Source organism: Anabaena sp. UHCC 0451 (genome assembly GCF_034931405.1).
In the GTDB taxonomy this organism is placed as follows: Bacteria; Cyanobacteriota; Cyanobacteriia; order Cyanobacteriales; family Nostocaceae; genus RDYJ01.
This window is the reverse complement of sequence record NZ_JAYGHA010000058.1, coordinates 1-16175: the sequence shown is the minus strand read 5'-3', so window position 1 is coordinate 16175 and position 16175 is coordinate 1. Positions and strand designations below refer to the sequence as shown.

Annotated in this window: 14 protein-coding genes and 4 pseudogenes; 3 read left to right on the top strand and 15 right to left on the bottom strand. The window is 35.5% G+C overall.

The features are described from left to right. The 13 genes and pseudogenes from VB694_RS24685 to nirA all read right to left on the bottom strand — a co-directional run. Positions 1-175 (bottom strand): annotated as a pseudogene (locus VB694_RS24685) (DUF1361 domain-containing protein); the annotation flags it as partial. 114 nt (positions 176-289) lie between these two features. Beyond that, positions 290-769, bottom strand: coding sequence for a hypothetical protein (locus VB694_RS24680; protein ID WP_323362969.1), 480 nt, complete (start codon positions 767-769; stop codon positions 290-292). A gap of 275 nt (positions 770-1044) precedes the next feature. After that, positions 1045-1809, bottom strand: a complete 765-nt coding sequence (locus VB694_RS24675) for an ABC transporter ATP-binding protein (protein ID WP_323362968.1) — start codon at positions 1807-1809, stop codon at positions 1045-1047. Positions 1810-1876: 67 nt separating this feature from the next. Then, on the bottom strand, positions 1877-2527 hold the full coding sequence (locus VB694_RS24670) for an energy-coupling factor transporter transmembrane component T (protein ID WP_323362967.1): 651 nt from the start codon (positions 2525-2527) through the stop codon (positions 1877-1879). A 2-nt stretch (positions 2528-2529) separates the two neighbouring features. Beyond that, entirely contained in the window at positions 2530-3453 is a 924-nt protein-coding gene (locus tag VB694_RS24665) for an energy-coupling factor ABC transporter permease (protein ID WP_323362966.1), read from the bottom strand. A gap of 386 nt (positions 3454-3839) precedes the next feature. Next, a complete protein-coding gene (locus tag VB694_RS24660; RefSeq protein ID WP_323362965.1) occupies positions 3840-4661 on the bottom strand; it encodes an FkbM family methyltransferase in 822 nt (273 codons plus the stop codon). A 29-nt stretch (positions 4662-4690) separates the two neighbouring features. Then, positions 4691-5383, bottom strand: coding sequence for an FkbM family methyltransferase (locus tag VB694_RS24655; protein ID WP_323362964.1), 693 nt, complete (start codon positions 5381-5383; stop codon positions 4691-4693). A gap of 372 nt (positions 5384-5755) precedes the next feature. Beyond that, on the bottom strand, positions 5756-6919 hold the full coding sequence (locus VB694_RS24650) for a hypothetical protein (RefSeq protein ID WP_323362963.1): 1164 nt from the start codon (positions 6917-6919) through the stop codon (positions 5756-5758). A 181-nt stretch (positions 6920-7100) separates the two neighbouring features. Continuing rightward, on the bottom strand, positions 7101-7292 hold the full coding sequence (locus VB694_RS24645) for a CbtB domain-containing protein (protein WP_323362962.1): 192 nt from the start codon (positions 7290-7292) through the stop codon (positions 7101-7103). A gap of 384 nt (positions 7293-7676) precedes the next feature. Next, a complete protein-coding gene (locus VB694_RS24640) occupies positions 7677-8135 on the bottom strand; it encodes a phosphate-starvation-inducible PsiE family protein (RefSeq protein WP_323362961.1) in 459 nt (152 codons plus the stop codon). 148 nt (positions 8136-8283) lie between these two features. After that, a pseudogene (locus VB694_RS24635) lies at positions 8284-8688 on the bottom strand (molybdopterin dinucleotide binding domain-containing protein); the annotation flags it as partial. Continuing rightward, positions 8679-8849, bottom strand: a complete 171-nt coding sequence (locus VB694_RS24630; protein WP_323362960.1) for a hypothetical protein — start codon at positions 8847-8849, stop codon at positions 8679-8681. The pseudogene VB694_RS24635 and the gene VB694_RS24630, both read right to left, overlap by 10 nt. Positions 8850-8973: 124 nt before the next feature. Then, a pseudogene (nirA, locus tag VB694_RS24625) lies at positions 8974-9600 on the bottom strand (ferredoxin--nitrite reductase); the annotation flags it as partial. A 548-nt stretch (positions 9601-10148) separates the two neighbouring features. Here nirA and VB694_RS24620 point away from each other — a divergent pair. The 3 genes and pseudogenes from VB694_RS24620 to VB694_RS24610 form a co-directional block, all read left to right on the top strand. Continuing rightward, on the top strand, positions 10149-12629 hold the full coding sequence (locus VB694_RS24620) for a vWA domain-containing protein (protein WP_323362959.1): 2481 nt from the start codon (positions 10149-10151) through the stop codon (positions 12627-12629). Between the two features lie 229 nt (positions 12630-12858). After that, complete coding sequence (locus tag VB694_RS24615) at positions 12859-13377, top strand: DUF29 family protein (RefSeq protein ID WP_323362958.1); 519 nt, start codon at positions 12859-12861, stop codon at positions 13375-13377. A gap of 104 nt (positions 13378-13481) precedes the next feature. Continuing rightward, positions 13482-13859: pseudogene (locus tag VB694_RS24610) on the top strand (sodium:solute symporter family transporter); the annotation flags it as partial. A 50-nt stretch (positions 13860-13909) separates the two neighbouring features. Here the strand turns inward: VB694_RS24610 and VB694_RS24605 are convergent. Beyond that, complete coding sequence (locus VB694_RS24605) at positions 13910-14752, bottom strand: tetratricopeptide repeat protein (RefSeq protein ID WP_323362957.1); 843 nt, start codon at positions 14750-14752, stop codon at positions 13910-13912. Between the two features lie 309 nt (positions 14753-15061). Beyond that, positions 15062-15982, bottom strand: coding sequence for a ribonuclease D (locus tag VB694_RS24600; RefSeq protein ID WP_323362956.1), 921 nt, complete (start codon positions 15980-15982; stop codon positions 15062-15064). Positions 15983-16175 lie beyond the last annotated feature (193 nt).

Below are 16175 nucleotides of genomic sequence, written 5' to 3'. Positions count from 1 at the left end.
CCCAAGCTAAGAAGCCAAGCCACCAGAACCAGGAACGTCCACGTTGGGTGCGAAACAGCCAAACACTCAAAGCTAAAGGAATAAAAGCTAGAAATAAGTTCCAAGTCATCCACCGCATATTGATTTGTAATACGTGAATGACTTTGACGATCAATTCCATTAATTCTGCTTTCATAGATAATCTGTGTTATTGATGGGGAATTGCTTTGAGATTGTTGTGCCATAAATCCCCGAATTCTTTGAGAAAACGGGGATTTGGGTATTATTTTATGGCTACCCAACTATTTCTTTATTGGGGTTTACTACAATACTCGTTTAGCTGATTCCCGAAAATATCTGATTCTTTACCAGCACTTTTGGCTGCTGCTGTCAGTACCGATTCAATATCTGTTCTAGCATTTCGGATTTTTTCCCTACCAGATGAAGAAGCTGCTGCTGTTTTAGTTGTATCCAGAGCTTTAGCTGCTTTTGCGATCGCTTGACTAAGATTATCAAACATTTTTGCAAAACCGCTTTGAAATTTCTGAAGTTCGGGATCTATTAATTTTAGTTCTTCAATTGACTTAGTGACAGTTTGTAATTCTCTAGACAGTTTTAAACTGGTTATCACTTGTTTTCCTTTATTGTTATCAATCAATGATGTACCTTGATTAACAACTTTAATCAGTCGTTGACACTGGGAGATTTTACTCTCACTACAACCAGTCATCAACAAAGCAATACTTAAGCTAATTGGAGCAATAACGGTATACTTACGCACGACAAATATAAATATGCTAAAAGCATGAAAATCCCATTCATACTAACTAATAATTTAGCAGTTGTATTGCAAGTGGAAGATTTTCAGTATCTCTGGTATCTAGGGCATGAACGGCAAAAAGAGGCATAATTAGTAATCCAAGTTATGAATCACTAATTATGAATTAAGTAAGTCGGCTCGAAAAAACCAAGGTATGTAACAAAATATAAAATCTCTGAAAGTCTCTTGCCTCTTGCCTCTTGCCTTGCCATAACGACAATTTTCAACGCCTACCTACTTATCAATTACCAATCTATTGGCAACCCTAACTGATCTAAAGTTTTACCATCTTGTAACAGTGGTTGAATGTGGCTATCTATTCGAATTTGACCATTTGAGAGAACTAAAGCACGTTGAGTTACTCTACCTAACCAATGTAGGTCATGGGAAGCAATTAACATTACTTGTACGGGCAATTTTAATAATACTTGGGCTAAATGTCGTCGCCATGCGGGATCAAGTCCGGTAGTTGGTTCATCTAAGATGAGAATTGCTGGATCTAGGGCTAATATTGATGCTAGGGCTGCTAAACGTCTTTGTCCGCCAGAAAGTTCATGGGCGGAACGGTGGGCGTATTCTTCTAAGCCAAAATCTGCTAATAACTGTCGTGCTTTATCAATTGCTACTGCTGGTGAGACACCATAGTTGCGGGGTCCAAAGGTGATATCTTCCAAAATGGTGGGCATAAATAATTGATCGTTGGCATCTTGGAAGGTAAAGCCAATGTGTCTGCGTATTTGAGGTAGCGTATTTGGTTCTACGGGAATGCCATTAATTGTAATTGTGCCACTTTGGGCGTGTTTTAAGCCAATGAGGTTTTCTAGCAGGGTGCTTTTTCCTGAGCCGGTTGCACCCATCAAGGCGACGCGATCGCCGGCTTTTAAGCTAAAGGAAATGTCTTTTAAAACTGGTTGCTGATGTGAATAAGCATACACCAGATTTTTTACCTCAACTACAGCAGTATGAGGTCGAGAGATGGAAGTTTGGGGATTAGAAGTTAATGATGTCAAGATTCACAACTCAAATAGAATTGGTAATTGATAATTGGTAATTGGGAAAATTCAAACCTGTTCCCAATTAAAAATAGGAACTCAAAGTAATACAAGTAGCAGTGATGCCGACTGTTATTAGTGTAAAACGTTCTTTTGGGTTGAGGGTAGAATCTATGGGTAATTGACCATTGTAACCACGAGTTACCATTGCGCCATAAACTCGCTCTGCTCTGTCTAAAGTACGGAGATACAAAGATCCGATCATAGCTGCACTGGCATAACGTAACCATCCCCTAGCACCATTTATCCCGCGTAATTGGGCGCTACGCTGCATTCTTCCTACTTCTGAAAGTAATATTTCTAGATATTGCCCAGCTAGGAGCAAATTTTCCTTTAATGGTGCAGGTAGGGGTAAACCTTTGAGGGCGATGCCAAAACTGTGAGGGGGTAAGGTGAGTAAAAAGCTGTTCATGACTATTAAACAAATCAGCGATCGCACCAGTAAAAAACTAGCTCTTTTCCATCCCAAGGGCAATGCTGCCAAGGATAGAAAAATTAATTCTGCACCGACTAAACCCCCTAATTTGCGGAGGTCAACCCGCAAGCTCAATACCCACAAAAGTGCGATCGCACCATAAACAAGTAAATTAGGCCAGGAATAATGCTTTAAAAAAGCTGCCCCAATTACTATCATTAGCGATATTTGCAGACGTAAGGGCAAAGAGATTTTCAGCATAATCACGCATTCTTGGGTTTCATGACTTTGGCAATTCCAAAAGCCACAGCAAAGCAAGCTGTAGAACCTACCAACCCAGCAATACTTGTACCAATTTGTCCTAAACCCTCAATTTCATAATCAGATAAGGGTGTTGGTACTACAATTCTGACTTCTTCAGCTAAATCGATAAAACCCAAGCTTTCTGCTGCTTTTTCTAACCCATCTGGCCAAGCGGAAGCAAACAGAGACAACACACCCGCAATTAGCAAAATACTGACAACAGGTATCAACCAGCCACGAAATTTCTCTTCTTCCCCTGGTAACAAATCTGGACGGGCTGTGGCTAGATAGGTTAGCACACCTCCAGTAATTAATCCTTCACCAATACCTATCAAAATATGTACACCTGTCATGGTGGGTAAAACTAGGTTCGCTGGTGCTGTCCCAGAAAGAGCTAACTGAATAGCACAAGCTATAGCTGCTACAACTACGCTCACACCAGCTGCTATACCGGCTGCGAGGGGTAAACGTGCTTTAGAACCGCCCAGTAGTCGCTGTAAGGTTTGGGTTAATAACCAGGCTACCCAAACACTGATTACTCCCAGGTTCAAAATATTTGCGCCCAAGGCAGTAATACCACCATCAGCAAATAGCACTGCTTGAATAATTAAAACTGTCGCTATACATAACATTGCTGCCCAAGGACTACCCAAAATAATCGCCGCTAAAGCACCGCCGCACAAGTGTCCGCTAGTACCTCCAGCTACGGGAAAATTAATCATTTGGGCAGCAAAAATAAAGGCGGTGGTTAACCCTAGTAGGGGAGCGCGACGCACACCAAAAGCTGTTTGCGATCGCCCAAAGGAAACAAATAAAGCTACTCCACTGGCTAAACTCGTAGCTGCTGCTACTGGAACTGAAATAAATCCATCTGGTATGTGCATGAAAATCCCTGTTTTTTTGGTTTTTTAGACTAAATTAAGCACTAGAATTACAAGATCAAACGATCAATATCTAATCTTATAGCAAACTAAATTTCTCCTATTCTTACAATGCCCCATTTGAGGAGTTTTTGGCTGGAAATTAGGGCATATTTATAATAAAAAATACATTCAAAGTTGTATTTTTTTGTGAATATATAAATTTTTGTAAATTTTTGTAAAAAATTAGATTCCTGAATTTGAATTATTAAATTAAGTCAGGAATCTAAAACTTTCGTGGTTAATTAAGCCTGGATAATGTTTTCAATATTACCTACTTAGTACCACTGGAGAATAATATGAGTCAATCACCATAAATTTAGAATAACCAAAAGATAAAGTTTAATTAACTATCGAGAAACCAAGGTATTAACCAATAGATCAATAAAAGAACCTTGATAATAAGACTGACAAACTCCATGAATTTTGGCTTCAGAAATAGTATTATCTTTCAGGCTAATAATATTCCCATAAACTGACTGGTTATTAAATAATTGTTCATCTGCTAAATTCAGGGTTTGCAGATCAAAAATCCTTTCTTGACTATCCGGTGCAAAATCAATCATAATGCTAGACTGATAACCACATTTTTTCAGAATTGCTAGACATTTCCAAGTTTTTTCTAGAAATTCCTTTGACCAACCTTTTTTACCTTGATTTTTATTAACTCCTCCACCATACTCAAACATAACCACCTTGGGAAGTAAAGCATGATCAATGTATGGTAATTGTTCAATAACATTAAATTCCCAACCTTCAATATCCAGTTTTAAACAAGTAATTTCAGTAGGTTGAATCCTCTTCAATAATGTAGATAAGGTTATAGATTCTACTTCCTTGGTTTTTTGAGAAGAACCAAACCAGTCAGGAGAAAGAGAACTAAAATTACTATTAAATAAACCTGCAAAATTTCCTAAATAAAGTAGCTGTTTCCCATCTATGTTGGATAGACAACTTTCAATGAGTTGAATAGGATATATCTCAGTAAGTTGCCTTAATTTTTTAACAGGCAGTGGTTCAACCGCAATGGTAGGATAACCTAATTTAGCAAATACTTCACAATAAAAAGCAAAAGTTCCTACACCAACATCAATACAGAACCCTGTTTTTTTAGGGTCGATTTCGGAGATAATTTCTGCTAACAATGATTGACAACAAGATTCAACGCGCATATTTTTTAAATTTCCTAAAAGTAAAAGAATTATTTTTTAATAAAAACAGCATTAAAATAACGAACATGACCATCTTTTCCCAAAACTTGGTCAAGATTGCCAGCGTAAGTATAACCTAAATGATCTAATAATCTAAAAATTTCTCGAAATTGTGCTTGCCCTTCGTAAAGTTGATCTAAAGAAATTTCCACAATACAAGCTGCACTTTTTTTAAAAATTTCTATTCCCCCTTTAATCACACGATTTTCATAACCCTGAACATCTAATTTAATCAGAATTGGTTCTTGTAAAGGAAAGGAAAATTTGGAGATTGTATCATCTAAAGTAGATTGTTCAATCAGGATTTTTTCCTGTTCTTTTACCATTGGATAGACAGTTTCACACAGTTGTGTTGTTCGTAAAATGGAAGATGAAGGATTAAAATATAAATGACTATAAATTTCAATCTGTTGAATGCTATCTCCCAAAGCCAAATTAAAAGCAGTTATTTTTTTAGGATGGTGATTTGCCCATTCAGATAACTGTTGAAAAGGAATTGTTAAAGGTTCAAAAGCATAAATATGAGCTTGAGGAAAAATTTTTGTAATTCGCCGAGCAAATTGTCCTTCATTAGCACCAATATCAATAACCGATTTAATAGGAATTTTCGCTAATCCTAGTAATCTTTTATCCCATTCTTTCACCAGCAATTTTCCCACTAGGCTAAAAAGCTGGTTACTCATTCGATACAGTAATTTCCGAGACAGTGATAGATGTAATGATTGCATTTCCAACCTACAAATTAACCCGATAAATTGACGTGAAACCCAAAGAAAGATTTTTAGATTAGGACTTAAGCATTGAGTAACCAAAGCCAATCAATCCTCTTTCCTTCCCTAGAAAGTTAGCAGAGAGAGTTTGGGGTAAAATTTATGACTTTTTAAATATTCTCTTCAGCAGTGTATAACTTTTTAGCAAAACACGCAAGTTGTAACCGTGTCAAGTATGTATTGGGATTTCACAAAAACAGGAGACAAAAAAATGGTATAATCCTGTTTCAGCATAGGTTTCACGTCAAAATTACCCCAGGACAAAAATGTAACTTTTAAATTTACTTAATTTACCTTTGGCTGTGGTTGTCTGCGTTGCTGTATTAATAATCCAATCGCCATTCCTATGCCTACAATTGCTGTAAAGTAAAATAAGCTAATTAATCGTGTAGATATTGGTGGTGATATGCCTTCAACTTCTACTAATTGTGCTACTTTGACAGGTGAAAATTGACGAGGAGAATTTTGTAAAGGAGTAGCTTCTATTTCAACTTTATGAGGTGCGCCATCAAAAAATTGTTCTTTCCAGATTAACTGACCTTTTTCATTAGGAAATCCTTGATAAGCAAATACCGTTAAATTATCTTCTAAAGCAATAGCTTTCACTTTTAAAACTGCATCTTTTATAGGTTCTCCGGTGTTGCTATCTTTGACCTCAACTGCTAAATTAGCAAGTTTTCCAACAGTGGCGTTTTTATCTCCTAAAACCTCAATTTCTAAGTCTTGATTTTTCTGCACTGAAGGCGCAATATTTTCTGGTTTGTGATTATGTCCACCATGCGCTTCTGCAACTTCGGCTGTGATGTTAATAAATATTAGGGTAATGATGGCTACAATTGTTAACGAACTCAACAACAATCTTACCGATTGAGGTGCTATTTCTCCTTCTTTCAGTTCCTCTTGTCCACCAATTACCCAACCACCTAATAAACCAACTGAAAATAAAATAGCTGCAATGACAGCCAAATATTTATATTTAATTGAGTTTTCTTTAACCTTCAAATTTAAGGTTTCTTGATAAGGTGTGAAAGCATTAGCAACTAAAGGAGAAACATTGACGTTTAATTGATAATTACCCCGAATTGGTAACATCTGCTGAATTTCTAATTTACCATCAGGTGCTGCAACTTGCATTTCCAACAATGTCGTACCCTCAACCATAGGAAAATCAGTTGTTAGCCAAAAATTACGGGGTGGAGTGAGAATTTCTAAATTAATTAAGGCATTTTTTAAGGATTTCCCAGCAGCATCAACCGCTTGAAATGTGAAAGTCACTGGAGATTTTTCTGTTTCACCTCCAGCTTGTAAAGGCCGAATTTGTTCTAAGGGTGGATTTGTAGAGAGTAATACTTGAGATTGAGAAGTTTGGGAAACACCAACCACAGAATACAAAATTGATAAACAAATACAAACTGCGCTAATAAATCCAAAAATTCGATATTTTTTCATGAGATTTTTTCCAATAACTCAAAGTTGCATATTTAGTGAACTGTAAAAAATGTAGAGATGATGAATATGACATCTCTACAAAACTGAAAATTAGGTTTTGACAAACAATAAATTTGGCTTAAACAAAATTGGCGTAAATTTTAAGCAATTTTCACAAAAGTATTGCAAGAGGTTTAATCATTTAGTGACAAGCAACACCTAATGTATGGTGACGTGCAGAGTGTGCTGCATTGTGCGCTGCTGGATAATTGGAGAAGAAGACAGTCCAAATCACTAAAGAAGATAACATCATATACAAAGTTACCTGAACTGGCTTGGATAGTGTAACACTAGCGGTTTTTTGCAATACTGAAGTAGGAGAAAAAGCAGTCATTTTTTGGACTCCCATAATTAATTTAGACAATATATCAATTTAAAAGATATTTTGCTAATTCACAAGCGTATCGGTTCAATAAGTGGGGGGAGGAAAAAAATAAAGTCAGCGAGGGATACGCAATATCATCAAATATAACAGATGATGCAAAAGCTAGATTCGAGTAAGAAATTGGGAGAAGAGATACAGCAAACCTCGATCCAAAAAGAATTGTAGACTAATCAGTGCGTTGGACAGTAGCAATATTACTAAACCTAATAGAGCAATTACAAGCAGAAAATTAAAAGTTAAAAGATGAAAACAACCGTCTCAAAGGAGAAAAAAGTCAACCAGACATCAAAACCACATCCAAATTAGACTGGGAAAGGCTATAAATATTGACATTTAATATTCTTTTTTAGAATTACTACTCCGAATTATAAAATAACTGATTGAGAGGGAAAGAATAGCAATTCCTAAGCCGATAATTTCTATGCCCTCAGTTACTTTTAGATCAAGAATAATGATTTTTCTAGCGATAGCAATTAGAGAAGTAACTATAACTAATTCAACTTGTAAAACGTGCTTTTTTAGATATCCAGTGATATTTTCCAAAATTTCTAAAGCTATTAAAACGTTAAGAAATAACCCAAAGACCTTAAATAAGTTTTGACTGAAACTCCCTTCAGATGGAGAAAGTATTTCCCTAATTATAAATATTGCTAAGTCTCCTAAAGCTGCGAAAATGACCAAAACCATGAGTAGAGATAGTAATTTAGATACTACTACCTCAACACCTTCGATTATATGCCTAAAGTTATCATCACTGGTAGCTGCTATAAAATATTTGATGAGTTTTTTCATCTGGCTGACCCTGTTTAAAGTTAACGTTAAAATATCAAGATAAAAAAAGTCCCCAAATAAATTTAGAGGATAAAAAGGAGAATAATGATAAGGATTGATGTTTGACTATGGTTAAATTAGCGGTTTCTGATAGAGAATATATAGCATTTTACCACTGTGAGGACAAAAGTTGATAGTTTTTAATAGTAGTTTCTACATTAATCGGTATTAGCTGCACAGCACAAGCTTTTAATTCAGGCTGAAGAGAATCAGGGCAAGATTCTGAATGGGTGAGATTATTTGCTTCCGCATCATCAGCCCACAAAGCGCCCCAGTGCATAGGTACAAATACAGTGCCAGGAGTAATAGCTTTAGTAATTTTAGCAGGAAATTTCGATACACCACGACGCGATCGCACTTCTAACCATTGATTATCAATAATACCCACAGCCGCCGCATCACGGGGATGAATTTCCATAAACGGTTCTGGGTGCATTTTGCGAATTTTATCAATTCTCCCTGTCCGCGTTTGTGTATGCCAATGCCCATACAATCTACCAGTAGTCAATACAAAAGTTGTCCCAAGGTGACGGGTTTTGCTCCTGACATTGGTTGTTTTTGATGCTCATAGGTTCTGTCTTTTAACGTCGGTGCATCTATTCTCGTCCAAGCTGTATGATCTCCCGCTAAGATTATTCTTTCTGTGGGATTGAGTTGTTCTATATACAATTTCATTAATTCTGTTCTTGGGGGATTGCCATCCTGTATTGCCTCATATACACTTGACCACTTTCTTCTAAACACTGGCGATAATGCTAATTCTACGAAGGCATAAATACTCCGAGTCTTTATTTGCCCAAAAAGCGGGAATAAAGGCTAAATCGTTAATTTCTGAGTGAACTGAGTTATCTCTTCCTCCCGTAATTGCAATATTAAATTTTCGAGGAAGATTGCTAAATTCTGGATTACCTTCACCGTTGTTAGTCAGCATATCCTGGATTTGCTGGACTAATTCTCTGGTATCATAAAACTCATCTGCATCCAAACCTGCTACAGGATCACCTGTAATATTACGGACGTTATCCATCCCAGATTGGATAGTAGTTAATCCGACTTTGTGAAATTTGTTAAAGATATCTGGGATATCTTCAATTTTGATCCCGCGTAGTTGTATATTCTGTCTGGTAGTAATATCGGCGCTGCCATTTTCACCTTAACGCTGTACTACTTCTGCTAAGACAGACATTTGATTGCTGGTGAGAATACCGTTAGGTAAACGCATCCGCATCATGAATTTACCGGGAGTGGCTGGACGGAAGAATACACCTAACCATTTTAGGCGATGGTTGAGGTCGTTTTCGTCCATTGCTTCCCAACCTATTTGGGCAAATTCGTTGATTTTGTCTTTAACTGCAAGTCCGTCTTTTTCAGCTTTGAATTTCTCAAATTTATTGAGTTTTTCGGTGGTAGTTGCTGTTTCTGTCATGGTCTTTTTTTAGGGAACAGGACTTTTTTTAACTGTGTATCCGTATTCTTATCGGTGCTTGTCATTGCCACTTTTGGGAATACAACTGTTGGTAGTTTCCCGGCTGGTGGTTGTAACAATTTCAATATTGATAACTTAAGGTGAATTTTTATAACAATTCGTATAGTAGGTTACGGAATTTTGGAAATTATGCAGAAAATGTATATAAGAATTGCTGTTTTTGCATGAAAAATTTACATAAAATAATCATCAGGGGAATGTGGAGATGTTTTCGGAAACTTCCCTGAGACTGTTTAAACTCAAAAAGTGAATAAATATAAAGCTTTTTTGAGCTTAACTTGACATTTACATAGTATTCTTGTACTATAAGTCCATACGAAGCGCAGTTATAGGGGCGAAGGGAAGTATTTAGACAGAAAATAAATGGTTTCAGCGATATGTTATCGCCCGAATGCTTCGCTTGACAACATATTGCAACATAGCCCCAGTCAAATATAAACTGGTTTATCCTGGACAATATTCAGTGTAAAATTACCATCGGCAAAATTATGACAAGTCAAAAAACCAAGTTTGCTGTTTATAATCTCGCAGGTAAGGAAAAAGCTTTTTATTTAACTGAAAAAGTCAAACTGGAAATTAAGCCAGATGCTATTCCTAAAAAAATGATAGCTCATAGTATCATGATCATTGATCGTTCCGGTTCAATGTATTATGATATCGAGCCTTTAAAGGAAACCTTAATCAAGCTTTTGACACTGGATGAATACAGTAATTCAGAATTGGTTGTTACCCTGATTTCTTACTCTTCCAAAGGTGATTTAACTTGCCATTTTCAGCGTGTACCTATTCAGGATGTCATGCAGCCAGATTCATCATACATTGCGGATATCAAAGCAATTCGCGCTACTTATGCAACTTGTATTTCTCAATCTTTAAAATTAGCTAATGAATTGATTCGTGCTAATGAATTAACAGCAATTACTTTACACAGTGATGGCTATGCTAATGATAGCAGTTTTAATTCTGAATCTAAGGCAATAGAGACAATTTGTAATGATTTGAAAAACAAGGAAGTTTTTGTTAACACTATTGCTTATTATTCTTCTTCTGATTTTAAATTCCTAGCCAAAATCGCTAATTCTGTTTCTGGTGTGTGTCTCCAAGCTGGCAATATTAAGGAAGTTTATGATGCTCTGTATAACACCGGAAATGTCTTAAAAGAAGCAACGGGAATAGTCATAGAAGAAACATTAGCAAGTGACTACAGTTATCAAGTTTTCTTTTCTCCCACTGCTAAAAAAATTAATGGTACAAATCAAACTTTAAAAGTTTTTGGTTTGAAACCCGAAGATGAATCTCACATCTATAAATATAAGCAAATTACGAAAGAAGCTTATGAACAATTAAAAGATGTTCCTGTTGTTCAAAATGATGAAGCTGTCTATATTTTTGCGAAAGCTAATTTAGCAGATGGAAATCTCAATACTGCGAAATATGCGCTTGCGAGTACATTTAATGCAACCTTAACAGCAAGACACGCGAAAGCTTTAACAAATCAAGATCTTGCTGATTTTACCAAAGATTTAGAAATTGCGCTCTTTTATCCTCATGTTTTAGCTGAACATGAAATTTTAGATCATGTCAAAGTTAATGATAAAATCTCGATTTTGGCATTGATTGATATTTTATCACAACATCGCCAATATATCATTATTAACCTCAAACATTTGAAAGAAACTTATCAGAGAAAAGGTGTCAAGCGTGTTAATGGTACGCGGGGAGAAAATGGGGAATTAATCAAACCTTGGTTAGAAATAGAATATATTGAACCAGGTGATTATGTGCAGATGGGTAGTTTTGATATTAACCGCAATACCGCAACTATTAATATGCTGCTTACCCAAAAAGTGAAGTTGGTAAATGCGGAAGATAAAACTGCAATTACTGAAGTTGCGGGTGTGTTGCTAAATGATTTAACGACTTTTAATAATTATACCATTGTTAGTGATGGAGAAATTAATGTTAAGGCTTTAAAAGTGAAGGTTAGCAGTAAAAAAGCCTTTGATGAATTACAAGCGGTGGGGGTTATTGATGGGGAAGATTTTGATTTTAACAAAGAATATACTCTGCAATTAGCAGATTTACCTTTGGTGAGTTTTGAAGGTAATTATGGCAGTGTTGAGGGTTTATTTACTCAAATTGCAGAAATCAAAGTTTTATCTAGTATTCTTGCTGCTCATTTACGGGAAGAGTCGGATGTATTTATTCCCGCGCAAATTGAAGAGTTGAAAAAACATTATCTTTCTAAAAGTCTGTATCTGAATTTCCCCACAACTAACGAATATACCGATTTGAAAGCAGCTTTATCTGATGGTACAGTTGACTCACGAGTGAGTTATAAAATTGATATTGGTAGTTTAGAAATTCTCAATTTGAGTAAATTGTCTTCTGCTAATCAGTTTCTTGATAAAAGATATGAAGTTTATGATGCGGAAACTGGGGAAATTTTCAAGAAACCGACTTTTGAATTAGCTTTTCAGGAAAATATCGCTTTTCGTCCTAAAGCTGTTTCTTCAAGAACAAAAATTACAAAAGTTGATGATTTGATGAGAGCGATTTTTGATGATTTGCTGGGGATAGAAGCAAATGGTAAAGTTGCCGAAATTTTAAACTTGGTTGGTGCTGGTAGTTTGGCTTTGTTATTACAAGCAAAACACGCGGGTACAACTGTTGATAAACAGGAAATTATCAACGCAATGACATCAGCAAAAGAGAAGTTAGAGAGTTACACCGAAAAAGTTTATCGAGAGAAAATTTCACCTTTGGTATTTTACATTGGTGCGACTGGTTTGTTACCTGATGAAATGAATGCTCAAGCGATGACTGCTGATGAAATTGGTAGTAAATATCCTAATTTGCAGTTTTCTAAATCTGAGCAGGAAGGAACATTTTTTATAGTTGGTGATACTGTAATTAGTGTTTATGCTCAAAATGAATATTACAGTAGGAAACCTGTTGGTGTTATTTAGTTGATTTAATTGGTAGGGGTTTAGCAATGCTAAACCCTGAATATTTTTGGCGTTTGATATGGTAAAATATTAATATTTACAATTTTCAATAATCTACAATGTATGACAATATGTGTAAATTTATTGTTATTGCCGAAAATTACAAAGAGGCAAGGAAATAGATATTTTAGGGTGTAATTTCAAAATATGTTAATATAAAAAATATTGTTAATGTGAGGTTAATAAAGAAATGACACAGGAATTAATAGACCTCAGAAATAGTATTTTAGAACAGCGATACACTGATGCTTTAGCGATTGTAGATGAGTTAGAGGGAATGGGTAGACAAGCAATTTTAAGAAATATTCAATCTTTTTTAGTGAGATTGATAATTCATTTAATTAAAAATCAGGTAGAAAAACGATTAACTAATTCTTGGGCAAATTCAATTCGCAGTTCAATCAGAGAAATAAAAAAAATTAATTTGCAAGATAATAAAACATCTTACTACATCAAGCTAGATGAGTGGCAGTTAATATTAGAAGATGAATTTGAAGAAGCTATTCGGGAAGCTAGTGATGAAGTAATGAATGGTATTTATAGTCCATTTCAATTAACAGAAATGGTTGATAAATTGGAGATAATAAATCAATCTCAAATTCTGGTAAACTTGACATATAATTACTCAATCAAGGAATTACCAGCAATAATTGATGATTATTTAACTCAGTTACCTGGTGGTGAAGATTGGAAATTAGGGAAAAGATGATTAATATTGTTGACTTCTGAATTAAATCTTTCATAAATAAATAATTAAGATAAATGCAGATTTAGGGATGTCTTAATACTAAAAATAATTAGACATAGGAGTGAAAAAAAATTATTGTTCTCTCAACTCCAGAAGTTGCTGCACTCCCAGCTTGGGTAATAGCTTTAGTAGCAGCAGGAGGTTTAGCTGCTGCTAGTTTCTTCCCAGCCATAGTATTAGGAATTTTTGATAAACGCACAAATGCCCAAGGTGCTATTGCGGGAATGTTAAAGGGTTTAATTTTTACCATCATCTATATTATTGGTGTCAAATTTGGCGGTATGACACCTTGGTTTTTTGGAGTTTCTGCTGAAGGTATTGGCACTTTAGGGATGGTAATTAATTTTATTGTCACCATCATTGTTTCCCGTTTGACTCCACCCCCATCGGCAGAAATTCAAGCTTTGATAGAAGATTTACGCACTCCCAGTTTTGAAGAATAGGGGATTGGGGATTGTATTTAATTAACTTCAATCTAAAATCTAAAATTGAATTACCTTCCCAACTCCTCAATATTTTTCATCACTTGTTGATATAAATCCTTATTTCCTTCCTTATCAAAAATAGCTGCTGCTCGTTGTAAATCTTGTAAAGCACTGCGTTTATCTCCAGCAGCAGCAAAGGCATTTCCACGATTATTAAAAGCAGGTCCAAAGTTAGGATTTAGACGGATAGCTTCATTATAATCTGCGATCGCTTTCTGTTGATCTCCCTGAGAAGCATAAGCATTTCCCCGGTTATTATAGGCAACAGAATAATTTTGATCGATGCCAATAGCTTGGGTGTAATCTTCCAGCGCCCCGTTTTTATCTCCTTGGGTAGCGCGGGCATTTCCCCGATTATTGTACGCTTCTGCATAGTTGGCAGCTAATCGAATAGCCTCATTATAATCTGCGATCGCACCTTCTTGATTGCCCAAAGATGCAAGAGCATTTCCCCGATTATTATAGGTTTCTGCATCATTGGGATTAAGACGTAATGCCTGATTATAATCTGCGATCGCACCTTCTTTATTCCCCACATCAAAATATGCTAAACCCCGACTTTTAAACGCCGGTGCATATTGAGAATTAAGGCTAATCGATCTACTATAAGCAGCTATAGCAGCTTGGGAATTACCTTTAGCGTGCTGACTTTGTCCTTGAATATAGAATTCTCCAGCTTTTGATGTTTTGGGTGTCAACCGATTGGGAGTGCTAACCCCTATTTCTGTCACCAGAACATCTTTTTTTTGACTGCAAGAAACACATAAAATTCCACTTAACCCAGTCAATATCGCTATCTTGAATATTTTGCCTAACACTTGCTGTATATGTATCAATAACTGCCATTTCATAAGTTCTTATAAATCACTATCATAACCGGAGAAAATGATTACAAAAATCTAATTAGTTTATTTCACTCCCCCAAATTTCTAACTTTCATGACTGATTTTTACCCAATTAAAAATCTTTACTCATCTCCTCTAGATTTAATTGATAACTTTCCCAAAAATTAACAACTTAATCGAAAAATTAATGTATAGATTGCTGCATTTTTAAATTACTACTTTGTTAAACAAAGTACATTTTTTCAATATTCAAATAGCCAACTGCTCGCAGAAGTTAGCTATCTGGTTGTTTAAGAGGGATTTTAAATTGCTATATTAGTCATTATTAATATCATCTTCCTGATTCTTAGCAATTAATCGCCAAACAGAAGTTGTCTCAATATCTACATCTAATTGTTCCAAATTTCTGCCTAAATCTTTTTGGAGTTTTTCAGTGAGAGTAATAGGAAAATCTAAATCAATATTTTGGCTTTCTACCAATCGCAGCAACTCCGTAAAATTAACTTTTACAGATTTACGTTCATAACCACTCAGCCGACAATATTCATTTTCTGAAACATTTTGCACCTGCATCGCTTTTTTTAATCGTTCTTGTAAATAATCAAATTCGGAATTTATCCGTTTTCGCTGTTGTTCAATTTCTGTATATTTTTGAGAAAGTAGAGTTAAATTTTCTGTGATCGGATCTGTGGTAATTTGAGACTGTAAAGCCAATAACCGTAAATGTACTTGAGCAAGATAAATACAATCAAAATAAGCATATTCTATTTGCTCATCACTTAAAGGTCTTTTACCCCAATCACCGCTTTGTTCCTGTTTATCAATACCATAAAAATTACAAAGTACATTCGCCAAAGTTTTAAGTTGATAATTAGGCAATGGAAGCATATAATATGGTATTGACTTCGCCATTTCTAAAGTACAAGTAACATTTTTAGCTTTTTTATTACCTAAAAATCGCAGATCATAACTAGCATTATGAAAAACTTTTTCGATAGACGGATTAATCATGATTTGCTCAATAAAATCAGCTATCACATCAGACTGATTGAGGACATCTAAAATATACACACCGTCACCAGTCATATCTTCAGGATTATCCAATATCTGAATCAGGGATAATCGAGGATTACGACTTTTATAATCAGCAACTTCAGTATCTATCCACAGAGTTTGAGCTTTGGTATATTTAGCGATTTGGGAACGAATTTCAGTAGCAGCAGTAAGATAAGGCATTGGTAGATGTAGAGCAGTTTAAGTTAGTCATAATTTCCCAAATTAACATTTTGTGACTAATTTTGCGCTGACGTACTGCCCCATCATTATGGTAAATTTTAGTAAAAATTTCTGCCAATCTGCCAAAATGCTCTCCATAGGGGATAATTTAAGGCTACTACTGGCAAATAGAAGGTCATAATTCTTAGAGGAT

What these genes read in the sequence shown, in the direction of transcription:
- VB694_RS24655 (WP_323362964.1), bottom strand. Translation starts at nt 5,383, where the DNA reads ATGAGTAACCAGCTTTTTAGCCTAGTGGGAAAATTGCTGGTGAAAGAA.
- VB694_RS24660 (WP_323362965.1), bottom strand. Translation starts at nt 4,661, where the DNA reads ATGCGCGTTGAATCTTGTTGTCAATCATTGTTAGCAGAAATTATCTCC.
- VB694_RS24630 (WP_323362960.1), bottom strand. Translation starts at nt 8,849, where the DNA reads ATGAAATTGTATATAGAACAACTCAATCCCACAGAAAGAATAATCTTA.
- VB694_RS24600 (WP_323362956.1), bottom strand. Translation starts at nt 15,982, where the DNA reads ATGCCTTATCTTACTGCTGCTACTGAAATTCGTTCCCAAATCGCTAAA.
- VB694_RS24665 (WP_323362966.1), bottom strand. Translation starts at nt 3,453, where the DNA reads ATGCACATACCAGATGGATTTATTTCAGTTCCAGTAGCAGCAGCTACG.
- VB694_RS24605 (WP_323362957.1), bottom strand. Translation starts at nt 14,752, where the DNA reads ATGAAATGGCAGTTATTGATACATATACAGCAAGTGTTAGGCAAAATA.
- VB694_RS24670 (WP_323362967.1), bottom strand. Translation starts at nt 2,527, where the DNA reads ATGCTGAAAATCTCTTTGCCCTTACGTCTGCAAATATCGCTAATGATA.
- VB694_RS24645 (WP_323362962.1), bottom strand. Translation starts at nt 7,292, where the DNA reads ATGACTGCTTTTTCTCCTACTTCAGTATTGCAAAAAACCGCTAGTGTT.
- VB694_RS24615 (WP_323362958.1), top strand. Translation starts at nt 12,859, where the DNA reads ATGACACAGGAATTAATAGACCTCAGAAATAGTATTTTAGAACAGCGA.
- VB694_RS24640 (WP_323362961.1), bottom strand. Translation starts at nt 8,135, where the DNA reads ATGAAAAAACTCATCAAATATTTTATAGCAGCTACCAGTGATGATAAC.
- VB694_RS24650 (WP_323362963.1), bottom strand. Translation starts at nt 6,919, where the DNA reads ATGAAAAAATATCGAATTTTTGGATTTATTAGCGCAGTTTGTATTTGT.
- VB694_RS24620 (WP_323362959.1), top strand. Translation starts at nt 10,149, where the DNA reads ATGACAAGTCAAAAAACCAAGTTTGCTGTTTATAATCTCGCAGGTAAG.